Below are 16,521 nucleotides of genomic sequence, written 5' to 3' on the forward strand. Positions count from 1 at the left end.
TCGCCCGGTGCGACATCGGTCACCCGGTTGCGGGCCTGGCGAGCAGTCGCGCCGTGCCCTCGGGTCAGACGTACAGGGACGTGAACGGGGCCCAGGGGAGATTGCGCAACACCGAGAAGGCGAGCCAGGCGGTCATGAAGCCGACGATCATCTTGTTGCTGATGCGCAGCTCCGGCAACCGCCAGCCGAACCCCTGCCGGCCCGCCCAGGCGACGAAGAGGTATGCCAGGAAGGGCAGCGCGAAGACGAAGAGGAAGTGGTGCCGGGCGGCGGCGGGCAGGTCGCCGTGCACCACGTACCAGAGCGCGCGGGTGCCGCCGCAACCCGGGCAGTCCAGGCCGGTGGTCAGCTTGAGCAGGCAACTGGGCGCGGCCGTGGGATCCGACCGGGTCGGATCGCTGATCAACGTGTAGGCGATGCCCAACCCGACGCAACCCAGCGCGGCCAGCGGCACGGCCCACCGGGGCGAGCGATCGTAGAGCCGGACCACGAACCGGGTGAGCCGGTCCTGCTCCGGCACCGGATAGGGCGGCGGGTATGCGGCAGTGGCATCCGTCGGCCAGCCGGCCGGTGGGGTCGTGCCGGGAGCCGCGACAGCTCCGTGAGCCGCGCCGGTTGCAGGAACCGCGCCGACCGGCGGCTGCGGTGGGACGGCGGGCTCGTCAACGCTCGTCACGCGATTCACCGTACACCTGCGACGCCGAGCAGCGCGGCGGCCAGCGGACCGGCCAGGTCGCCCGCGGCGGGCGGCGCCACCGAGTCGAGACCGAGCCAACCGGCGAGCCGGTAGAGCTCCGCGGCGAGCGCCACGGCGGTCTCGCCCGGGTCGGCGCCCGGCTCGACCCAGGCGGCGGGTATCAGCAGCGCAAGTGCCTTCCGGTCGGCCTTCAGGTCGACCCGAGCGGTGAAGCGCTCCCCTTGGAGGAAGGGGAGCACGTAGTAGCCGTGCACGCGCTGCGGGGCCGGGACGTAGATCTCGATGCGGTAGCTGAAATCGAAGAGCCGCTCCGTGCGGTTGCGCTCCCACACCAGCGGGTCGAAGGGGCTGACCAGGGTGTTGCTCCGTACCCAGCGCGGTAGCCGGGCCGAGGCGTGCAGCCAGGCGGGCTGCCGCCAACCCGCCACGGTGACCGGCAGCAGCTCGCCGGACTCGGTGAGCTCGGCGATGGCCTGCCGGGCTCCGGCGACCGGAAGCCGGAAGTAGTCGCGCAGCTCCAGTTCGGCGGCCACCCCGAGCGACCGGGCGGCCACCGCCACCAGCGTCCGGTACGCCTCGGCGTCGGTCGGGGTGGGGGCGTCCAGCGCGGCAGCGGGGAGCACCCGCTCGGGCAGGTCGTAGCGGCGGGCGAACGAGGTGGTGCGCTCGGCCGCGCTCACCTCGCCGGCCCAGAAGAGGAACTCCAACGCCCGCTTCACCGCCGACCAGTTCCACCCCCAGTTGCCGGTCTCGCGAGGCGCGTCGTGCTCGATCTCGGCTGCGGTCAGCGGACCCCGGGCGGCCACCTCGTCACGTACCCAGGCCACCAGCTCGGGTTGTTCCTGAGCGATCCGGCGCATGCCGCCCCAGGCCTCGCTGTGTGCCCGGGCCATCCGCCAGCGCAGCGCCGCGTGCAGCCCGACCGGGACCAGGGACGCCTCGTGCCCCCAGTACTCGAAGAGATCGCGGGGCCGGCGGTAGGCCGCCGTGTCGAGCAGGCTGGTCGGATAGGGCCCGAGCCGGCTGTAGAGCGGCAGGTAGTGCGCGCGTTGCAGCACGTTGACCGAATCCATCTGGATCAGCCCGACCCGGTCCAGCACCCGGCGCAGGTGACGACGGGTGGGCACGCCGGTGGGCGCGGGATCGGCGAAGCCCTGGGCGGCGAGCGCCACCCGGCGGGCCTGGGCGAGCGAGAGCGATTCCGGAGCGGCCATCGCGGCGACCCTAGCCCAACCCACCGACACCACGGCGCGGACACTGGACGGCTCGCCCAAAGGGACATAGAACGGACGCGTGCTGACCATCCGTCCCGAGGAGCCCGACGACGCCGAGGCGATCGCCCGGGTGCACGTACGAGGCTGGCAGGCCGGTTACGCCGGCATCATGCCGGACGAGGTGCTGGGCCGGCTGAACGTGGCCGCCTGGGCGCAGCGTCGACGCGACCTCGGCACCGCCGCCCCGGAGCACCCGTTCACCACACTGCTGGCCGAGTCCGGCGACGCGGGGATCGTCGGCTTCGCCTCCTTCGGGCCGTACCGGGTCGACCAGGATCGGGCCAACCTCGACCAGACCCGCGGCGAACTCCTCGCCCTGTACGTCGACCCGGCGCACTGGGGCGACGGTACGGCGAAAGCCCTGTTCGCCGCCGCCTGTGCGGGGCTGACGTCCCTGGGTTTCACCGGCTACCGGGTCTGGGTGCTGGAGGAGAACCATCGGGCCCGGCGGTTCTACGCGCGGGCCGGGCTGTCACCGGACGGTGAGTGGACCACCTACCCGGTTCCGCTCACCGGCGGGCGCCCGCCCGTCCGGCTCGTCGAACTGCGGTACAGCGGGCGCCTGGTCGCCTGATCCGGACGGGACCAGCCAGCGGCGGACCGGCAGGAAGGCCAGCAGCGCGAGGCTGATCCACACGTACGTGTTGCTGCCGAGGAAGCCGTCCAGCCCGGTGAAGTCCTGCTCCCAGGACCAGACGATCCGGCTGATCAGGAGTCCGTACCCGACGAACGCGGCGGCCAGCAGCAGACGGCGCCGCAGGGTACGGGCGGAGGCGGCCATGGCGTTGTCGACCAGGAGGATCAGCGCCGGCAGCAGCCAGACCAGGTGGTGCACCCAGGTCACCGGGCTGACCAGGCACATCACGGCGCCGGTCAGCGCCAGCCCGGTCGCCTCGTCACCGACGGCCGCGGCGACGCGGGACCGCCACGTCCAGAGAGCCAAGGTGCCGAGTACCAGCACCAGCCAGGCTAGGGTGCTCGGGTGCTCCGGGTCGAGCCGGGCCACCACCCCACGCAGCGACTGGTTGGAGACGAACGCAAGCTCGCCGACCCGGCCGGTGTTCCACAGCGCCTCGGTCCAGAACTCCCGCGAGGCGTCCGGAAACAGCGCGGCGGCCACCAGGGTCGCCGCGGCCGTGGTGACCATCGAGGTGACGGCCGCCCGCCAGCGCCGGGTCACCAGCAGGTAGACGATGAAGATGCCCGGAGTCAGCTTGATCGCCGTGGCCAGCCCGATGCCCACGCCGGCCCAGCGGTTGCCGCGCGGCAGCAGCCGGAGCAGGTCGACCGCGACCAGGAAGAGCAGCAGCATGTTGACCTGGCCGAAGTTGACCGTCTCGCGCATCGGCTCGTACGCGGCGGCCAGGCAGAGCGCCACGGCGAGGACGAACCAGCGGGTCCAGCCCGCCCGCCGGGAGATCGGATCGATCAGCCACCAGAAGAGCACCACGGTCACGACGACGGTAGCGGCCACGCCGACGACGATGGCGGCCAGCCACGGGAGGTACGCCATCGGCAGCATGACCAGGGCGGCGAACGGCGGGTAGGTGAAGCCGTACTGGGTCAGCGGCCGAAGGTAGTCGTAGATCTCCCCACCGTCGTGCACCCACCAGTTGAGCGCACCGTAATAGACCTGGAGATCGAAGAAGCCGTGCCGGACGGCCGCGACGGAGAGGAAGGCGCTCACCGCGACGGCGAGCAGCAACACGCCCACCACCTGCGCGACCGTCCTACTGGCACCCTGCACGATCGCCGCCTCCCTCGCCCTGCGTAGGCTCACGTCCCATGGCTCTCGGGTACGTCCGCCCGGCGCGTCCGGAAGACGCCGGCGAGATCGCACGCATCCAGCTCGCGACCTGGCGGGTCGCCTATCGCCGGATCCTGCCCCGGCACGTCCTGGAGAACCTGGACGAGGCGTGGCTCGCCCGGCGGTGGACCGCCGCGGTGCAGGAACCGCCCTCGGACGCCCACCGGGTGCTGGTCGCCGTCGAACAGGCCGAGCAATCGTATCTTGTCGGGTTCGTCGCCTCCGGGCCCGCCGACGCCGAGGCGCTCGCGCCGAACGAGCCGGCCGAGTCGCTCGGTGGCGGCGTCGCGGCCGTCACCGATCTGCTGGTGGAACCACGGTGGGGCCGGCGCGGGCACGGCAGTCGGCTGCTCGCCGCCAGTGTCGAGCTGTGGCGCTCCGACGGCTTCGACCGTGCGGTGGCCTGGGCGTTCGACGGCGACGAGGCGACCCGCAAGTTCCTCACCAGCACCGGTTGGTCGACCGACGGGGCGGCCCGCGCCCTCGACGTGGACGACATGCTGGTCCCCCAGCTTCGCCTGCACGTGGCGCTCGCCGCCGAGCCGGCCCCCGCCCCGCCCGCCCCGGCCGCGCCGGTCGACTGAGCGACCCGCCGGCGGGCCGGGGGCGTTCGGTTCAGCCCTTGTCGGAGCCGTCGTTGGCGTCGCGCACGAAGTAACGCTGGAACACCACGAAGATGATCGCCACGGGAATCGTGGCGAGCAGGGCAGCGCCGAGCTTGAGCGGGTACTGGCTGCCCTTGCCAAGTGACCCGCTGACCAGGTCGGCCAGACCGCGCGGCAGGGTGAACAGGTCCGGGTCCTGCACAGCCACGAGGCTGTGCGGGAACTCGTTCCAGGAACCTTGGAACGACAGGATGGTCAGGGTGATCAGCGCCGGCTTCGCCATCGGCAGCACCACCGACCAGAAGGTGCGGAAGACGCTCGCACCATCGATGCGGGCCGCCTCCTCGACGCTCACCGGGACCGACTCGAAGAACTGTTTCATGATGAACACGCCGGCCGCGTCGGCGAGCAGCGGCACGACCAGCCCGGCGTAGCTGTTGTAGATGCCGAGCTGGTTGAGCACCAGGAACTTCGGGATGAGCAGCACCACCGGGGGCACCGCCATGACCGCGACGACCGTGGCGAAGAGCCAGGCGCGGCCCCGGAACCGCAGCCGGGCCAGCGCGTAGCCGGCCAGCGAGTCGAAGAACACCCGGCCGGCCGTCACGAGCACGGTGACCAGCAGCGAGTTGCCCAGCCACAGCGGGAAGTTGGTGCCCGCGAAGATCCGCTCGAAGCCGGCCAGCGAGAGCGGGTCGGGCAACGGTGAGAGCGGGTTGGCGGACGCATCGGGCTCGGTCTTGAACGAGTTGCCGAGCTGGATCACGAACGGGTAGAGGAAGACCAGCCCGAAGAAGATCAGCGTGGCGTACCCCAGGACCCGGGAGACCAGGCTGCGGCCGGCGTGGCGCCGCCGCGCGGGTGTCGCCACGGCCGGCGGGCGGTCGGTCAGCACGGCCATGTCACGACCCTTCCGGTACGCGTCGACGCCACCGGCCGCGCGGCCGGTCGACCGGGTCACGGTCGGCCATCACCCGGCGCTGGATCAGGGTCAACACGATGATGATCAGGAACAGCACGAACGAGATCGCCGCGCCGGAGCCGTAGTCGAACTCCCGGAACGCGGTCCGGTACGACAGGTAGGCCGGGGTGAGGGTGGTCTTGGCGGGGTCGCCCTGGCTCATCACGTACACCTGGTCGAAGACCTGCCAGGAGCCGATCAGGCCGAGCGTCACCACCAGGAACATGGTCGGCTTGATCATCGGCAGCGTGACGTAACGGAAGCGCTGCCAGCGGCCGGCGCCGTCGAGGGTGCTCGCCTCGTCCAGCGCCACCGGCACGTTCTGGAGGGCGGCCAGGAACATCAGCATGAACGTTCCGCTGGTGGTCCAGACCACCAGCGTGATGATCGAGACCATCGCGACGCTCGGGCCGGAGAGCCAGTCCCACCAGCTCAGCCCGAACGGGCCGCCGCCGGTCAGTGCGGCGGGCGGCTGGTCGACCCCGAGCGCGCCGAGAAGCAGATGCAGCACGCCCCGGGGGTCGGCGAACCACTGGGGGCCGGCGACGCCGACCAAGCCGAGCAGCTTGTTGACCGCGCCGGAGTTGGCGAAGAGGAACAGGAAGACCACGCTGATCGCCACCGAACTGGTGACCGACGGGAAGTAGAAGGCGCTGCGGAAGAAGCCCTTCCCCTTGAGCCTCCGGTTGTTAACGATCAGCGCCAGGCCGAGGGCGAGCGCGGTCTGCACCGGCACCACGATCCCGACGTAGTAGAGGTTGTTCCGGAGACTCGTCATGAAGTCACGCCGGTCCAGCCCGTCCTCGGCGAAGAGCCGGGTGTAGTTCTCCACCCCGACGAACGGCACGTTCCGGGTGAACGGGCTGCCCTGGCCGTTCCAGTCGGTGAGGCTCACCCAGAGCGCCATCAGGATCGGCAGCAGCAGGAAGAGCCCGAGGATCACGATGACCGGCGCGACGAAGAGCCAACCGGCGAGATTCTCGTTGCTCCGCGTGCCGCGTCCGCGCCGCCGGGGCGCGCCACCGCGTACGGGCACCCGCGCCGGCGTTGCCTGCGTTGCCATCTCCCCTCCCTCACGAGGTAGGAGGTGCGAGGTGAGGACCTCCTGTCAGACAGGAGGTCCTCACGCACACCTCAGCCGCCGAGCGCCGCCTTGGCGTTCTTGTCGAAGTTCGCCAGGATCGTCTTCGGGTCACCGGTGGCCAGCCCCTGCAGGCCCGCTTCGAGATCACGCAGGACGCTGTCCATCTTCGGCGCGTTCACCGGGCCCTGGGCGTACTCGGCACCGTCGATGAAGGGCTTGTCGGCCGGGAAGGCGCTGACGTACTGGTCGCGGACGGACTGGCGGGACGGCATCACACCGAACGCCTGCGCGAAGGACATCTGCTGCTCGCCGCTGGTCATCGCCTCGACGAACTTGATCGCCTGCTCCTTGTACTTCGACTTCGCCGCGATCCCCCAGCACTGGGTGAAGGAGAGCGTGCCTTGCCCCTTCGCGCCGGCCGGCAGTGGGACGACCTTGTACTTCACGTTCGGGAAGTCGTTCTGCAGGGCGCCCTTGATCCAGTTGCCCTCGATGGTCATCACGGCCTTGCCCCGGCCGAACGCCTCACCGGACCAGCCGGCGTCCAGCTGCTTCGGGTACTGGGCCAGCCCCTTGGTGAGCAGGTCCTTCACGTACTGGAGGGCGGCCAGGTTCTCCGGCGTGTCCGCGGTGGGCTGCTTGCCGTCCTCGCTCATCAGCCAGCCGCCGTTCTGCACCATGAACGCGCCGACCCGGTCGCGCGTGTCGCCCAGCGCCAGCGGCACCTGCCCCTTCGCCTTGATCTTCTGGGCGGTAGCGGTGAGCTGATCCCAGGTGGTCGGGACGTCGGCGTCGGTCAGACCGGCCTTGGCCCACAGATCGGTGTTGATTTCCAGCGCCAGCGTGGAGAAGTCCTTCGGCGCGCAGTAGAACTTGCCGTCGTAGGTGAACGTGGTGCGCAGGCTCTCGTAGAAGTCACCGGTATTGCTGATCTTGTCACCGTACGGTTCGAGGGCGCCGACGCTCGCGTAGTCGGCGAACTGGGCCGCGTCGACGTAGAAGACGTCCGGTGGGGTGCCGCCGGCGAGGCCCTGACCGAGCTGCTGAGTGAGGTCCTGCGCGGGTGTCACGGTGGCGGTGTTGCCCGAGGCACTGGCCCACTTGGCCGCCGCGTCCTGCACGGCCTTGGTCTCGGCGTCACCGGACGAGCCGATCAGGATCTGCAGGTTGGCCGGCCCGCTGGACTGGGCGGTGCCCTCGGAGTTGTCGTCGAAGCCGCTGCCACAGGCGGCGGAGCCTAGTAGTGCGACGGCGGCGAGGCCGGCCACCGCCACCCGGGCGAGGGGTCGAGGTGCCATCTGGTTCTCCTGTTCGGGGATGGGTTAAGCGGTGTGCCGGAGCACCAGCGAGGGCTGGAGCAGCACGGGTTCGGGGGACTGCTGGTCCCCGTCGAGGACCGCGGTGAGCAGGTCCACGCAGCTGGCGGCGGCCTCGCCGAGGGGCTGACTGACGCTGGTCAGCCCGACTGCGGCCGCTACCGGGGTGTCGTCGAAGCCGACCACCGCGACGGCGGGGTCCATTGCCCGTACCGCCTGAAGAGCGCCCAGGGCCAGCGAGTCGCTGGCGCAGACCACGGCGGTCGGGGGTTCGCCGGAGTTGAGCAGGTCGCGCATCGACCACTCACCCTCGGCGATGCCGTCCTCGACCGCGCGGTCCAGTCCCGCCGGGTCGATCTCGGCGGCGCGCAGGCTCTCCCGCCAGCCGCTGCGGCGGTCGTCGCCGACGCCGGAGCCGGCGGGCCAACCGAGGAAGCCGACCCGGCGGTGGCCGCGCTCGAGCAGGTGCTCGGTCGCTCGGGCGGTGCCGGCCGCGCCGTCGACGTCGACCCACGGGTGCGCCGTGGGGTCGTCCCAGGGACGGCCGAAGGCGACGAACGCCACCTCCCGTTGGGCCAACCAGGTCGTCCGTGCGTCGCCGTGGTCGGTGCCGGTCAGCACGAATCCGTCGAGGTCGTACGCGCTGAGCAGGTCGTCGTAGGCGGCGATCTCCCGCTCGGTGTCGCCGGCGGTGTAGAGCAGTACGCGGTAGCCGGCCGCTTCCGCGGTCTCGGTGAGGCCGTGCAGGAAGCGGTCGAGCACCGAGCCGTTGATGCCGTCCCGGGTGGGTTCGATCCGCATGGCGATGAGCCGCGAGCGGCCGGTGCGCATCTGCCGGGCGGCCTGGCTGACGCGGTAGCCCAGGACGGCGATCGCCTCCTGGACCCGCTGCCGGGTCTCCTCGCGCACGATTTGCGGGGTGTTGAGCACGTTGGACACGGTCTGGCGGCTGACACGGGCGTGCCTGGCCACCGTCGCGATGGTCACCTTTTCGGCCACAAAATCCCTCTCGCCATCTTGAACGATCCAATTTGGATAAGGCAGGATTGGATCGTTCAAGTTTCTGGAATGTTTCGCACTTTGCACTGGCCGGAACAGCTTTGTCAAGACGTCGTTCCGTGCAGTGACAGGATCTGGAGCCACATCGTGACCGAACGCCAACTGCAACCCCTGCTGCACGAGTTGGTGGGCGTCGTCCTCGCCCCCACCAGCGCGCTGGGGGACGCGGCCGGGCAGATCCGCCCGACCGGAGTCCAGGGCGTCTTCCACGCCGATGCCCGAGTGCTGTCCCGGGCCGAGCTGCGGGTCGACGACCAGGAACCGGAGAGCCTGGCCCGGGCGGCGGTGGGCCCGCACGGCGTACGTTTCGTCGCCCTGGCCAGGTGGCTCGGCGACCCCGGCGCGGACCCCACCGTCCGGGTCGAGCGGCTCCGCCAGGTCGCCTCCGACGGGCTCAGCGAGGAGATCCGCGTCGTCTCCACCGCCGCCGTGCCGGTACGTGCCGTCGTGAGCGTCGACCTCGCCTGCGACCTGGCCCCCATCGAGGTGGTCAAGACCGGCGGTGCCACCGAGCCACTGGAGGCCAAGACGGGCGAGCCCGGCACGTTGGTCTGGGCCGGGTCGGGCATCACGGTCACCGTGACCGGCGAGGGCGCCACGGCCGAGGCGACAGGTGAACGGGCCGCCGCGCCCCGGCTCAGCTGGCCGGTCGAGCTACCGCCCCGCGGCCGGGTGGTGCTGCGTTGGCGGCTGACCGTCGACGACCCGCGGGCGGTCGTGGTCTGCCCGCCGGGTGAGCCCGAATGGTCCCGGCCACGGCTGCGGGCCGACGACCGCCGGCTGGTCCGGCTCCTCGACCGCAGCCTCGACGACCTGCGGGGCCTGCGGCTGGCCGAGGCGGGTGCACCGGGGGACGTCTTCCTCGGCGCCGGAGTCCCCTGGTTCCTCACTCTCTTCGGGCGGGACAGCCTCTGGGCCGCCCGGATGATGCTGCCACTCGGCACCGACCTGGCCGGCGGCACACTGCGGGTGCTCGCCCGGCGGCAGGGCACCCGGGTCGACCCGGCCACCGGCGAGGCACCCGGCAAGATCCTGCACGAGCTGCGTCGGCACGAGTTCGCCCCGGGCGACGGCCTGCACCTCCCGCCCGCGTACTACGGCACCGTCGACGCCACCATGCTCTGGGTCAACCTGCTCCACGACGCCTGGTGCTGGGGGCTGCCCGCGGCGCAGGTCGAGCCGCTGCTGCCGTACCTGGAGGCGGCGCTGCACTGGATCGGGGAGCACGCCGACGCCGACGGCGACGGCCTGGTCGAGTACATCGACACCACCGGGCGCGGCCTCGCCAACCAGGGCTGGAAGGACTCCGGCGACGCGGTCCGGTTCCGCGACGGCACCCTGGCCGCGCCGCCGATCGTGCTCGCCGAGGTTCAGGGGTACGCGCACGAGGCCGCGGTCAAGGGAGCCCGGCTGCTGGACGCGTTCGGGCGCCCCGGCGGGGACCGCTGGCGCGAGCACGCGGCCGGGTTGGCGCGCCGGTTCCGGGCGGCCTTCTGGGTCGACGGGCCGTACGGGCCCGCTCCGGCTCTCGCGCTGGATCGTGACAAGCGGCCCGTCGACTCGCTGACCAGCAACATCGGCCACCTGCTCGGCACCGGCCTGCTCAACGCCGAGGAGGAGGCGCAGGTGGCCCGGCTGCTCGGCACCGATGCGCTGGCGGGCGCGTTCGGGCTGCGCACCATGTCCACCGACGACGCCGGGTTCAGCCCGCTGTCGTACCACTGCGGCTCGGTCTGGGCGCACGACACCGCGATCGTGCTCGGCAACCTCGCCCGGGCCGGCTTCCGAGACACCGCCCTCACCCTCGCCGACGGCCTGCTCGGCGCGGCCGAGGCGTTCGACTACCGCCTGCCCGAGCTGTACGGCGGCGACGACCGCTCGCTGCTCGGCCGGCCGGTACCCTACCCGGCGGCATGCCGGCCGCAGGCGTGGGCCGCAGCCGGGGCGGTGCTGCTGCTCCAGGCCGCCACCGGGCTCTACCCCGATGTGCCCGCCGGCACGGTCCGGCTCGCCCCGCTCGCCGGCGCACAGCTCGGCGCGGTCGCGACGGAGCGCCTGACCGTCGCCGGCACCCCGGTCGACGTGACGGTGGACGGGGCCGGGCGGCCGACGATCAGCGGCCTCCCGGCCGGCCTGACCGTCACGGTGGACGCGGCGCCGACCGTCCCGGCCCAGCGCCCCGCCCCCGCCGACCGCCCGGTCCAGGCGTAGTCCTCCGGGCCCACCCTCCCTTGGTTGATCATGAAGTTGTTGCCGCCCGCTGCGGCGTGTCGCGGCAACAACTTCATGATCGACGGGGTGGGGCGGTGAGTTCGGCGATCACCTCGTCGTCCTCCACAGCGCCGGTGGGGTGGAAGCCGAGGGACGTGTAGAGGGCAGCGGCCGCCTTGTTCTCCGGGTGGTACGACAGCCGCACCGGCGGCTGCCCGTCCCGCGCCGCCAACCATCCGGCAAGGGTCGCCACGGTGGCCCGCCCGATCCCCCGCCCCTGCTCAACGGCATCGATGATCATGCCGCCGATCCAGTACGAGCCGTCGTCGTCGACGCCCCACATGACGTGTCCGACGACCGTCTCGTCCGCGTACACGGCGAGGGAATTCCACACGTCGCCACGCATCGTCAGCAGCAGGTAACGCGCGGCCAGCGCTGCCACCCAGTCCCGCTGGTCGTCGCGGGGCGCCACGTCGGCCACCACCCGCCAGTTGTCGTCGTCCACCGACCGCAGGGTGATGGCGCGTCCGTCCCGATCCTGGTGCCCAGCATCGATCATCGGGGCAGCCTAGAAGCGACCACGGTACGACGGCTAACGATTTCCGCCGATGGACCGCTCAGCCGAGCAGCGGGTCCAGGCCCACGGTGAGACCGGGACGGTCACCCACCGCGCGCACGGCGAGCAGGACGCCCGGCATGAACGAAGCCCGGTCGTACGAGTCGTGCCGGATGGTCAGGGTCTCGCCGGTGGTGCCGAACAGCACCTCCTGATGCGCGACGAGCCCGGTGGCGCGTACGGCGTGCACCCGTACGCCGTCGATCTCCGCACCCCGCGCACCCGGCACCTCGTCCTTCGTGGCGTCCGGCACCGAGCCGAGGCCCGCCTCCGCGCGAGCCCGGGCGATCTGCCGGGCCGTGTGCGTCGCGGTGCCGCTCGGCGCGTCGAGTTTGCGGGGATGGTGCTGCTCGATGATCTCGACCGACTCGAAGTGCCGGGCGGCCCGCGCGGCGAACTGCATCATCAGCACCGCGCCGATGCCGAAGTTGGGGGCGATCACGACGCCGACGCCGGGCCTGTCGGCCAACCAGCCGCGTACTCGTTCCAGCCGTTCCTCGGTGAAGCCGGTGGTGCCGACCACGGCGTGGATGCCGTTCTCGATGCACCAGCGCAGGTTGTCCATGACGACGTCCGGGGTGGTGAAGTCCACGACCACCTGGGCGGCGGCGTCGGCGGCGGCCCGGAGGCCGTCGCCCTGGTCGATCGTCGCCACCAACTCCAGGTCATCGGCGGCGTCGACCGCCTTGCACACCTCGGCACCCATCCGGCCACGCGCACCCAGGACGCCGACCCGCAACGGCTCGGCCGGGTTTGTCTCCCGCTCTTCACTCACGGGGCACAACCTATCCCAATCAGGACGCGACCGACCCCCGCGGGCGGCAGGTGCGGTGGCTCCCGAACCCGTACGTCGGGTCAGCCGGTCGCGAAGTCGTCGGCGCCGAAGGGGCCGACCACCGCCAGCGACATCGGCCGGGCGAGCAGGTCGGCAGCGAGCGCGTTGACGTCCTCGATGGTCACCGCGTCCACCCGGGCGAGCAGCTCGTTCACCGGCATAAGGTCGCCGTAGAGCAACTCCCCCTTGGCCAGCCGGCTCATCCGCGAGCCGGTGTCCTCCAGGCCGAGCACGAACGAGCCCTTCGACATCCCCTTGCCCCTGGCGATCTCCGCCTCGGTCAGTCCGTCGGCGGCCACCCGGGCCAGCCCGGCGCGGGTCAGCTCCAGAACCTCGTCCACCTTGCCCGGGGCGCAGCCGGCGTAGACGGCGAAGAGGCCGCTGTCGGCGTACTGGCTGGCGTAGGAGTAGACCGAGTAGGCCAGCCCCCGCTGTTCGCGGATCTCCTGGAACAGGCGGCTCGACATGCCGCCGCCGAGGACGTTGTTGAGCACGCCGAGGGCGAACCGTCGATCGTCGACCCGGTCGATTCCCGGGCAGCCGAGGATGACGTGAGCCTGCTCGGTCTCCTTCGTCTCCACCAGCGTGGCGGCGGGACGGGTGCGTACCGCCGGGGCCGCCGGACGGTGCGGCGCCGGCGCGGCCGGATCGGTGTCCAGCGGCGTACCGTGCAGCGCCTGCCGGACCAGGTCGACCACCGCCGTGTGGTCCAGGTTGCCCGCGGCGGCGATGACGATCTGCGGGGCGGTGTAGTGCCGGCGGTAGAAGTCCTGGATCCGCGGGCGGGTCATCGGGGTGACCGTCTCCTCCGTGCCGGAGATCAGCCGGCCCAGCGGGTGGTCGCCGTAGACGGCGCGGGCGAAGAGGTCGTGCACCTCGTCACCGGGCTCGTCGTCGTGCATGGCGATCTCCTCGAGGATCACGCCGCGCTCGGTCTCCACGTCCGCCGCGTCCAGCACCGAGTCGGCCACGAGGTCGCACATCACGTCGATCGCCAGCGGCAGGTCCTCGTCCAGCACGCGGGCGTAGTAGCAGGTGTACTCCTTGGTGGTGAAGGCGTTCGTCTCGCCACCCACCGCCTCGATCGCCGAGGAGATCTCCAGCGCGCTGCGCTTACGGGTGCCCTTGAAGAGCAGGTGCTCCAGGAAGTGCGCGGCACCGGAGTCCGGGCCGGTCTCGTCCCGCGAGCCGACCGACACCCAGATCCCGAACGACACGCTGCGCATGGCCGGGATCGCCTCGGTGAGCACGCGCAGCCCGTTGGGGAGCACGGTACGCCGCACCGTGCCGCCCAACGGGTCCTCGCTGATGGTCCGGGTCACCGCCCGACCGGCGACGCCGGAACGCGCTGTCCCGGCCGCCGCCACCTCCCGTCGACGCGCAGGGAACGGCGCACGCTGGGCCCGACTCACGGAAACCTGCTCTCACTTTGACGAGGGGTGGGTGGAACGAGAAAAAACCGGCCGGACGGTGCCCGTAGGGGGCACCGTCCGGCCGGTCGGTGATCAGCTGTGCCGGGTCCGACGGCGCGGACGCGACTCGCCGCCGCCCTCGCCACCTTCGCCACGCTCCGAGCCACGGCCACCGCGCTCGCCACGCTCGCGCGGAGCCCGCTCGCCGCGCTCACGGCCGGCCGGACGCTCGCCGTCGGCGGCCTCCGGGGCGGCCGGCGCCTCGGCGCCCTCGGGACGCACCTTGTCCAGGTAGATCTTGCCGCGCTGGTCGATGTCGGCGATCTCCACCTCGACGCGGTCACCCACGTTGAGGAAGTCCTCCACCTTCTCGACCCGCTTGCCGTCGCCCACCTTGGAGATGTGCAGCAGGCCGTCCCGGCCGGGCAGCAGCGAGATGAACGCGCCGAACGCGGCGGTCTTCACCACCGTGCCGAGGAACCGGTCGCCGACCTTCGGCAGGGTCGGGTTGGCGATCGCGTTGATCCGCTCCACCGCCGCCTGGGCGGACGGGCCGTTGGTCGCGCCGACGTAGATCGTGCCGTCGTCCTCGATCGAGATCTCGGCGCCGGTCTCGTCCTGGATCGCGTTGATGGTCTGGCCCTTCGGGCCGATCACCATGCCGATCTTGTCGACCGGGATCTTGACGGTGGTGACCCGCGGCGCGTAGTCGCTCATCGTGGCCGGGCCCTCGATCGCCGCCTGCATCACGTCGAGGATCGTCTGCCGGGCCTCGTGGGCCTGCTGGAGCGCGCCGGCCAGCACGTCCGACGGGATGCCGTCGAGCTTGGTGTCGAGCTGGAGCGCGGTCACGAACTCCCGGGTGCCGGCGACCTTGAAGTCCATGTCGCCGAAGGCGTCCTCGGCACCGAGGATGTCGGTCAGCGTCACGTACTGGGTCTTGCCGTCGACCTCGTCGGAGATGAGGCCCATGGCGATACCGGCCACCGGCGCCTTCAGCGGCACACCCGCGGAGAGCAGGCCCAGCGTCGAGGCGCAGACCGAACCCATCGAGGTGGAGCCGTTGGAGCCGAGCGCCTCGGAGACCTGCCGGATGGCGTACGGGAACTCCTCGCGCGAAGGCAGCACGGGGATCAGCGCCCGCTCGGCGAGCGCGCCGTGGCCGATCTCGCGCCGCTTCGGCGAGCCGACCCGGCCGGTCTCACCGGTCGAGTACGGCGGGAAGTTGTAGTTGTGCATGTAGCGCTTGGACTTCTCCGGGGAGAGCGTGTCCAGCGCCTGCTCCATCCGGAGCATGTTGAGCGTCGTGACACCCAGGATCTGGGTCTCGCCACGCTCGAAGAGCGCCGAGCCGTGCACCCGCGGCAGCACGCCGACCTCGGCGGTCAGCGGGCGGATCTCGCGCGGGCCACGGCCGTCGATACGGACCTGCTCGCGCAGCACCCGGCTGCGGACCTCGGACTTGGTCAGCGACCGGAACGCGGCGGAGAGCTCCTTCTCGCGGCCCTCGAAGCGGGCACCGAGCTCCTCGGCGACCCGGGACTTGATCCGGTCCAGGGCCTCCTCGCGGTCGGCCTTGCCGGCGATCTTCAGGGCCTCGGCCACGTCGGCGCGGGCCAGCTCGGCCACCGCGTCGTACGCGTCGTCGTTGTAGTCGAGGAAGACCGGGAACTCGGCGACCGGCTTGGCAGCCACGTCGGCGAGCTCGCTCTGCGCCCGGCACAGCTCCCGGATGGCCGGCTTGGCGGCCTCCAGGCCGCTGGCCACGACTTCCTCGGTCGGGGCGGGGGCGCCACCGGCGACCAGCGCCACGGTGTGCGCGGTGGCCTCGGCCTCGACCATCATGATCGCGACATCGCCGTCCGGCAGGGCCCGACCGGCCACGACCATGTCGAAGGTGGCCCGGGCCAGCTCCTCATGGGTGGGGAAGGCGACCCACTGACCGTCGATGTGCGCCATCCGGGTCGCCCCGATCGGGCCGGAGAACGGCAGGCCGGAGAGCTTGGTCGACATCGACGCGGCGTTGATGGCCACGACGTCGTACGGGTGCTGCGGGTCGAGCGCGAGGACGGTCTCGACGACCTGGACCTCGTTACGCAGGCCCTTGACGAACGACGGGCGCAGCGGCCGGTCGATCAGCCGGCAGGTGAGGATGGCGTCCTCGCTCGGGCGACCCTCGCGACGGAAGAACGAGCCGGGGATCCGGCCCGCGGCGTACATCCGCTCCTCCACGTCCACGGTCAGCGGGAAGAAGTCGAACTGCTCCCGCGGCTGCTTGCTGGCGGTGGTGGCGGAGAGGACGACGGTCTCGCCCAGCTGGGCGATGACCGAGCCGGCGGCCTGACGGGCGAGGCGACCGGTCGAGAAGGTGATCTCACGGGTGCCGAAGGACCCGTTGTCGATCACGGCGGTGCGGGATTCGGTGCCGAGGTTGGTCTCGGTCATGGTGCGGTAGTGCTCCTTCGCATCGGAGGGCTCGCGACGCGGGAAGCTGATCAGACGGCCGGTCTTCGATCGAAGCGCCCGGGCCACGGCGGAATGCCGGGTACCCCGGGGGCCACTACCGGAGACCGGTGCGCTGACCGGCTCCCTACTCGATTGGTCGCGCTGCCCTGTTTTCTTCCTGCGGTACCGGAGCGGGGGA

The 16,521-nt window shown here is 71.6% G+C and carries 14 protein-coding genes; 3 read left to right on the top strand and 11 right to left on the bottom strand.

What is annotated here, in order from left to right:
* Positions 1 to 64 precede the first annotated feature (64 nt).
* Positions 65 to 676, bottom strand: coding sequence for a DUF2752 domain-containing protein (locus AB0F98_RS02785; protein WP_357727621.1), 612 nt, complete (start codon positions 674 to 676; stop codon positions 65 to 67).
* A 5-nt stretch (positions 677 to 681) separates the two neighbouring features.
* On the bottom strand, positions 682 to 1,911 hold the full coding sequence (locus tag AB0F98_RS02790) for a crosslink repair DNA glycosylase YcaQ family protein (protein ID WP_357727624.1): 1,230 nt from the start codon (positions 1,909 to 1,911) through the stop codon (positions 682 to 684).
* 79 nt (positions 1,912 to 1,990) lie between these two features.
* Between AB0F98_RS02790 and AB0F98_RS02795 the strand changes: the two genes are divergently transcribed.
* Positions 1,991 to 2,545 (top strand): GNAT family N-acetyltransferase, encoded by a 555-nt coding sequence (locus AB0F98_RS02795; RefSeq protein ID WP_357727627.1) that lies wholly within the window; start codon positions 1,991 to 1,993, stop codon positions 2,543 to 2,545.
* Here AB0F98_RS02795 and AB0F98_RS02800 read toward each other — a convergent pair.
* Complete coding sequence (locus AB0F98_RS02800) at positions 2,444 to 3,721, bottom strand: glycosyltransferase 87 family protein (RefSeq protein ID WP_357729028.1); 1,278 nt, start codon at positions 3,719 to 3,721, stop codon at positions 2,444 to 2,446. The two genes, AB0F98_RS02795 and AB0F98_RS02800, sit on opposite strands and share 102 nt — an antisense overlap.
* Before the next feature lie 35 nt (positions 3,722 to 3,756).
* Here AB0F98_RS02800 and AB0F98_RS02805 point away from each other — a divergent pair, with 35 nt between their 5' ends.
* A complete protein-coding gene (locus AB0F98_RS02805) occupies positions 3,757 to 4,362 on the top strand; it encodes a GNAT family N-acetyltransferase (RefSeq protein ID WP_357727630.1) in 606 nt (201 codons plus the stop codon).
* Positions 4,363 to 4,393: 31 nt separating this feature from the next.
* Here the strand turns inward: AB0F98_RS02805 and AB0F98_RS02810 are convergent, their stop codons facing one another.
* The 4 genes from AB0F98_RS02810 to AB0F98_RS02825 form a co-directional block, all read right to left on the bottom strand.
* Entirely contained in the window at positions 4,394 to 5,284 is an 891-nt protein-coding gene (locus AB0F98_RS02810) for a carbohydrate ABC transporter permease (RefSeq protein WP_357727633.1), read from the bottom strand.
* Between the two features lies 1 nt (position 5,285).
* A complete protein-coding gene (locus AB0F98_RS02815; protein WP_357727635.1) occupies positions 5,286 to 6,407 on the bottom strand; it encodes a sugar ABC transporter permease in 1,122 nt (373 codons plus the stop codon).
* A gap of 71 nt (positions 6,408 to 6,478) precedes the next feature.
* Positions 6,479 to 7,726, bottom strand: a complete 1,248-nt coding sequence (locus AB0F98_RS02820; RefSeq protein ID WP_357727637.1) for an extracellular solute-binding protein — start codon at positions 7,724 to 7,726, stop codon at positions 6,479 to 6,481.
* 24 nt (positions 7,727 to 7,750) lie between these two features.
* A complete protein-coding gene (locus tag AB0F98_RS02825) occupies positions 7,751 to 8,716 on the bottom strand; it encodes a LacI family DNA-binding transcriptional regulator (protein WP_357727639.1) in 966 nt (321 codons plus the stop codon).
* A 174-nt stretch (positions 8,717 to 8,890) separates the two neighbouring features.
* Here AB0F98_RS02825 and AB0F98_RS02830 point away from each other — a divergent pair, with 174 nt between their 5' ends.
* On the top strand, positions 8,891 to 11,014 hold the full coding sequence (locus AB0F98_RS02830; protein WP_357727641.1) for a glycogen debranching N-terminal domain-containing protein: 2,124 nt from the start codon (positions 8,891 to 8,893) through the stop codon (positions 11,012 to 11,014).
* Positions 11,015 to 11,087: 73 nt separating this feature from the next.
* On the opposite strand, the gene AB0F98_RS02835 is transcribed toward AB0F98_RS02830, so the two are convergent.
* From AB0F98_RS02835 to AB0F98_RS02850, 4 genes are all read right to left on the bottom strand, one after another.
* Positions 11,088 to 11,573, bottom strand: coding sequence for a GNAT family N-acetyltransferase (locus tag AB0F98_RS02835; protein WP_357727643.1), 486 nt, complete (start codon positions 11,571 to 11,573; stop codon positions 11,088 to 11,090).
* A 58-nt stretch (positions 11,574 to 11,631) separates the two neighbouring features.
* Positions 11,632 to 12,405, bottom strand: a complete 774-nt coding sequence (dapB, locus tag AB0F98_RS02840) for a 4-hydroxy-tetrahydrodipicolinate reductase (RefSeq protein WP_357727645.1) — start codon at positions 12,403 to 12,405, stop codon at positions 11,632 to 11,634.
* Between the two features lie 80 nt (positions 12,406 to 12,485).
* Positions 12,486 to 13,877: a pitrilysin family protein gene (locus tag AB0F98_RS02845; protein WP_357727647.1), complete on the bottom strand. Its 1,392-nt coding sequence runs from the start codon at positions 13,875 to 13,877 to the stop codon at positions 12,486 to 12,488.
* 93 nt (positions 13,878 to 13,970) lie between these two features.
* Positions 13,971 to 16,322, bottom strand: coding sequence for a polyribonucleotide nucleotidyltransferase (locus tag AB0F98_RS02850; protein ID WP_357727649.1), 2,352 nt, complete (start codon positions 16,320 to 16,322; stop codon positions 13,971 to 13,973).
* Positions 16,323 to 16,521 lie beyond the last annotated feature (199 nt).

The organism is Micromonospora sp. NPDC023737 (assembly GCF_040639715.1).
Classification (GTDB): Bacteria; Actinomycetota; Actinomycetes; order Mycobacteriales; family Micromonosporaceae; genus Micromonospora.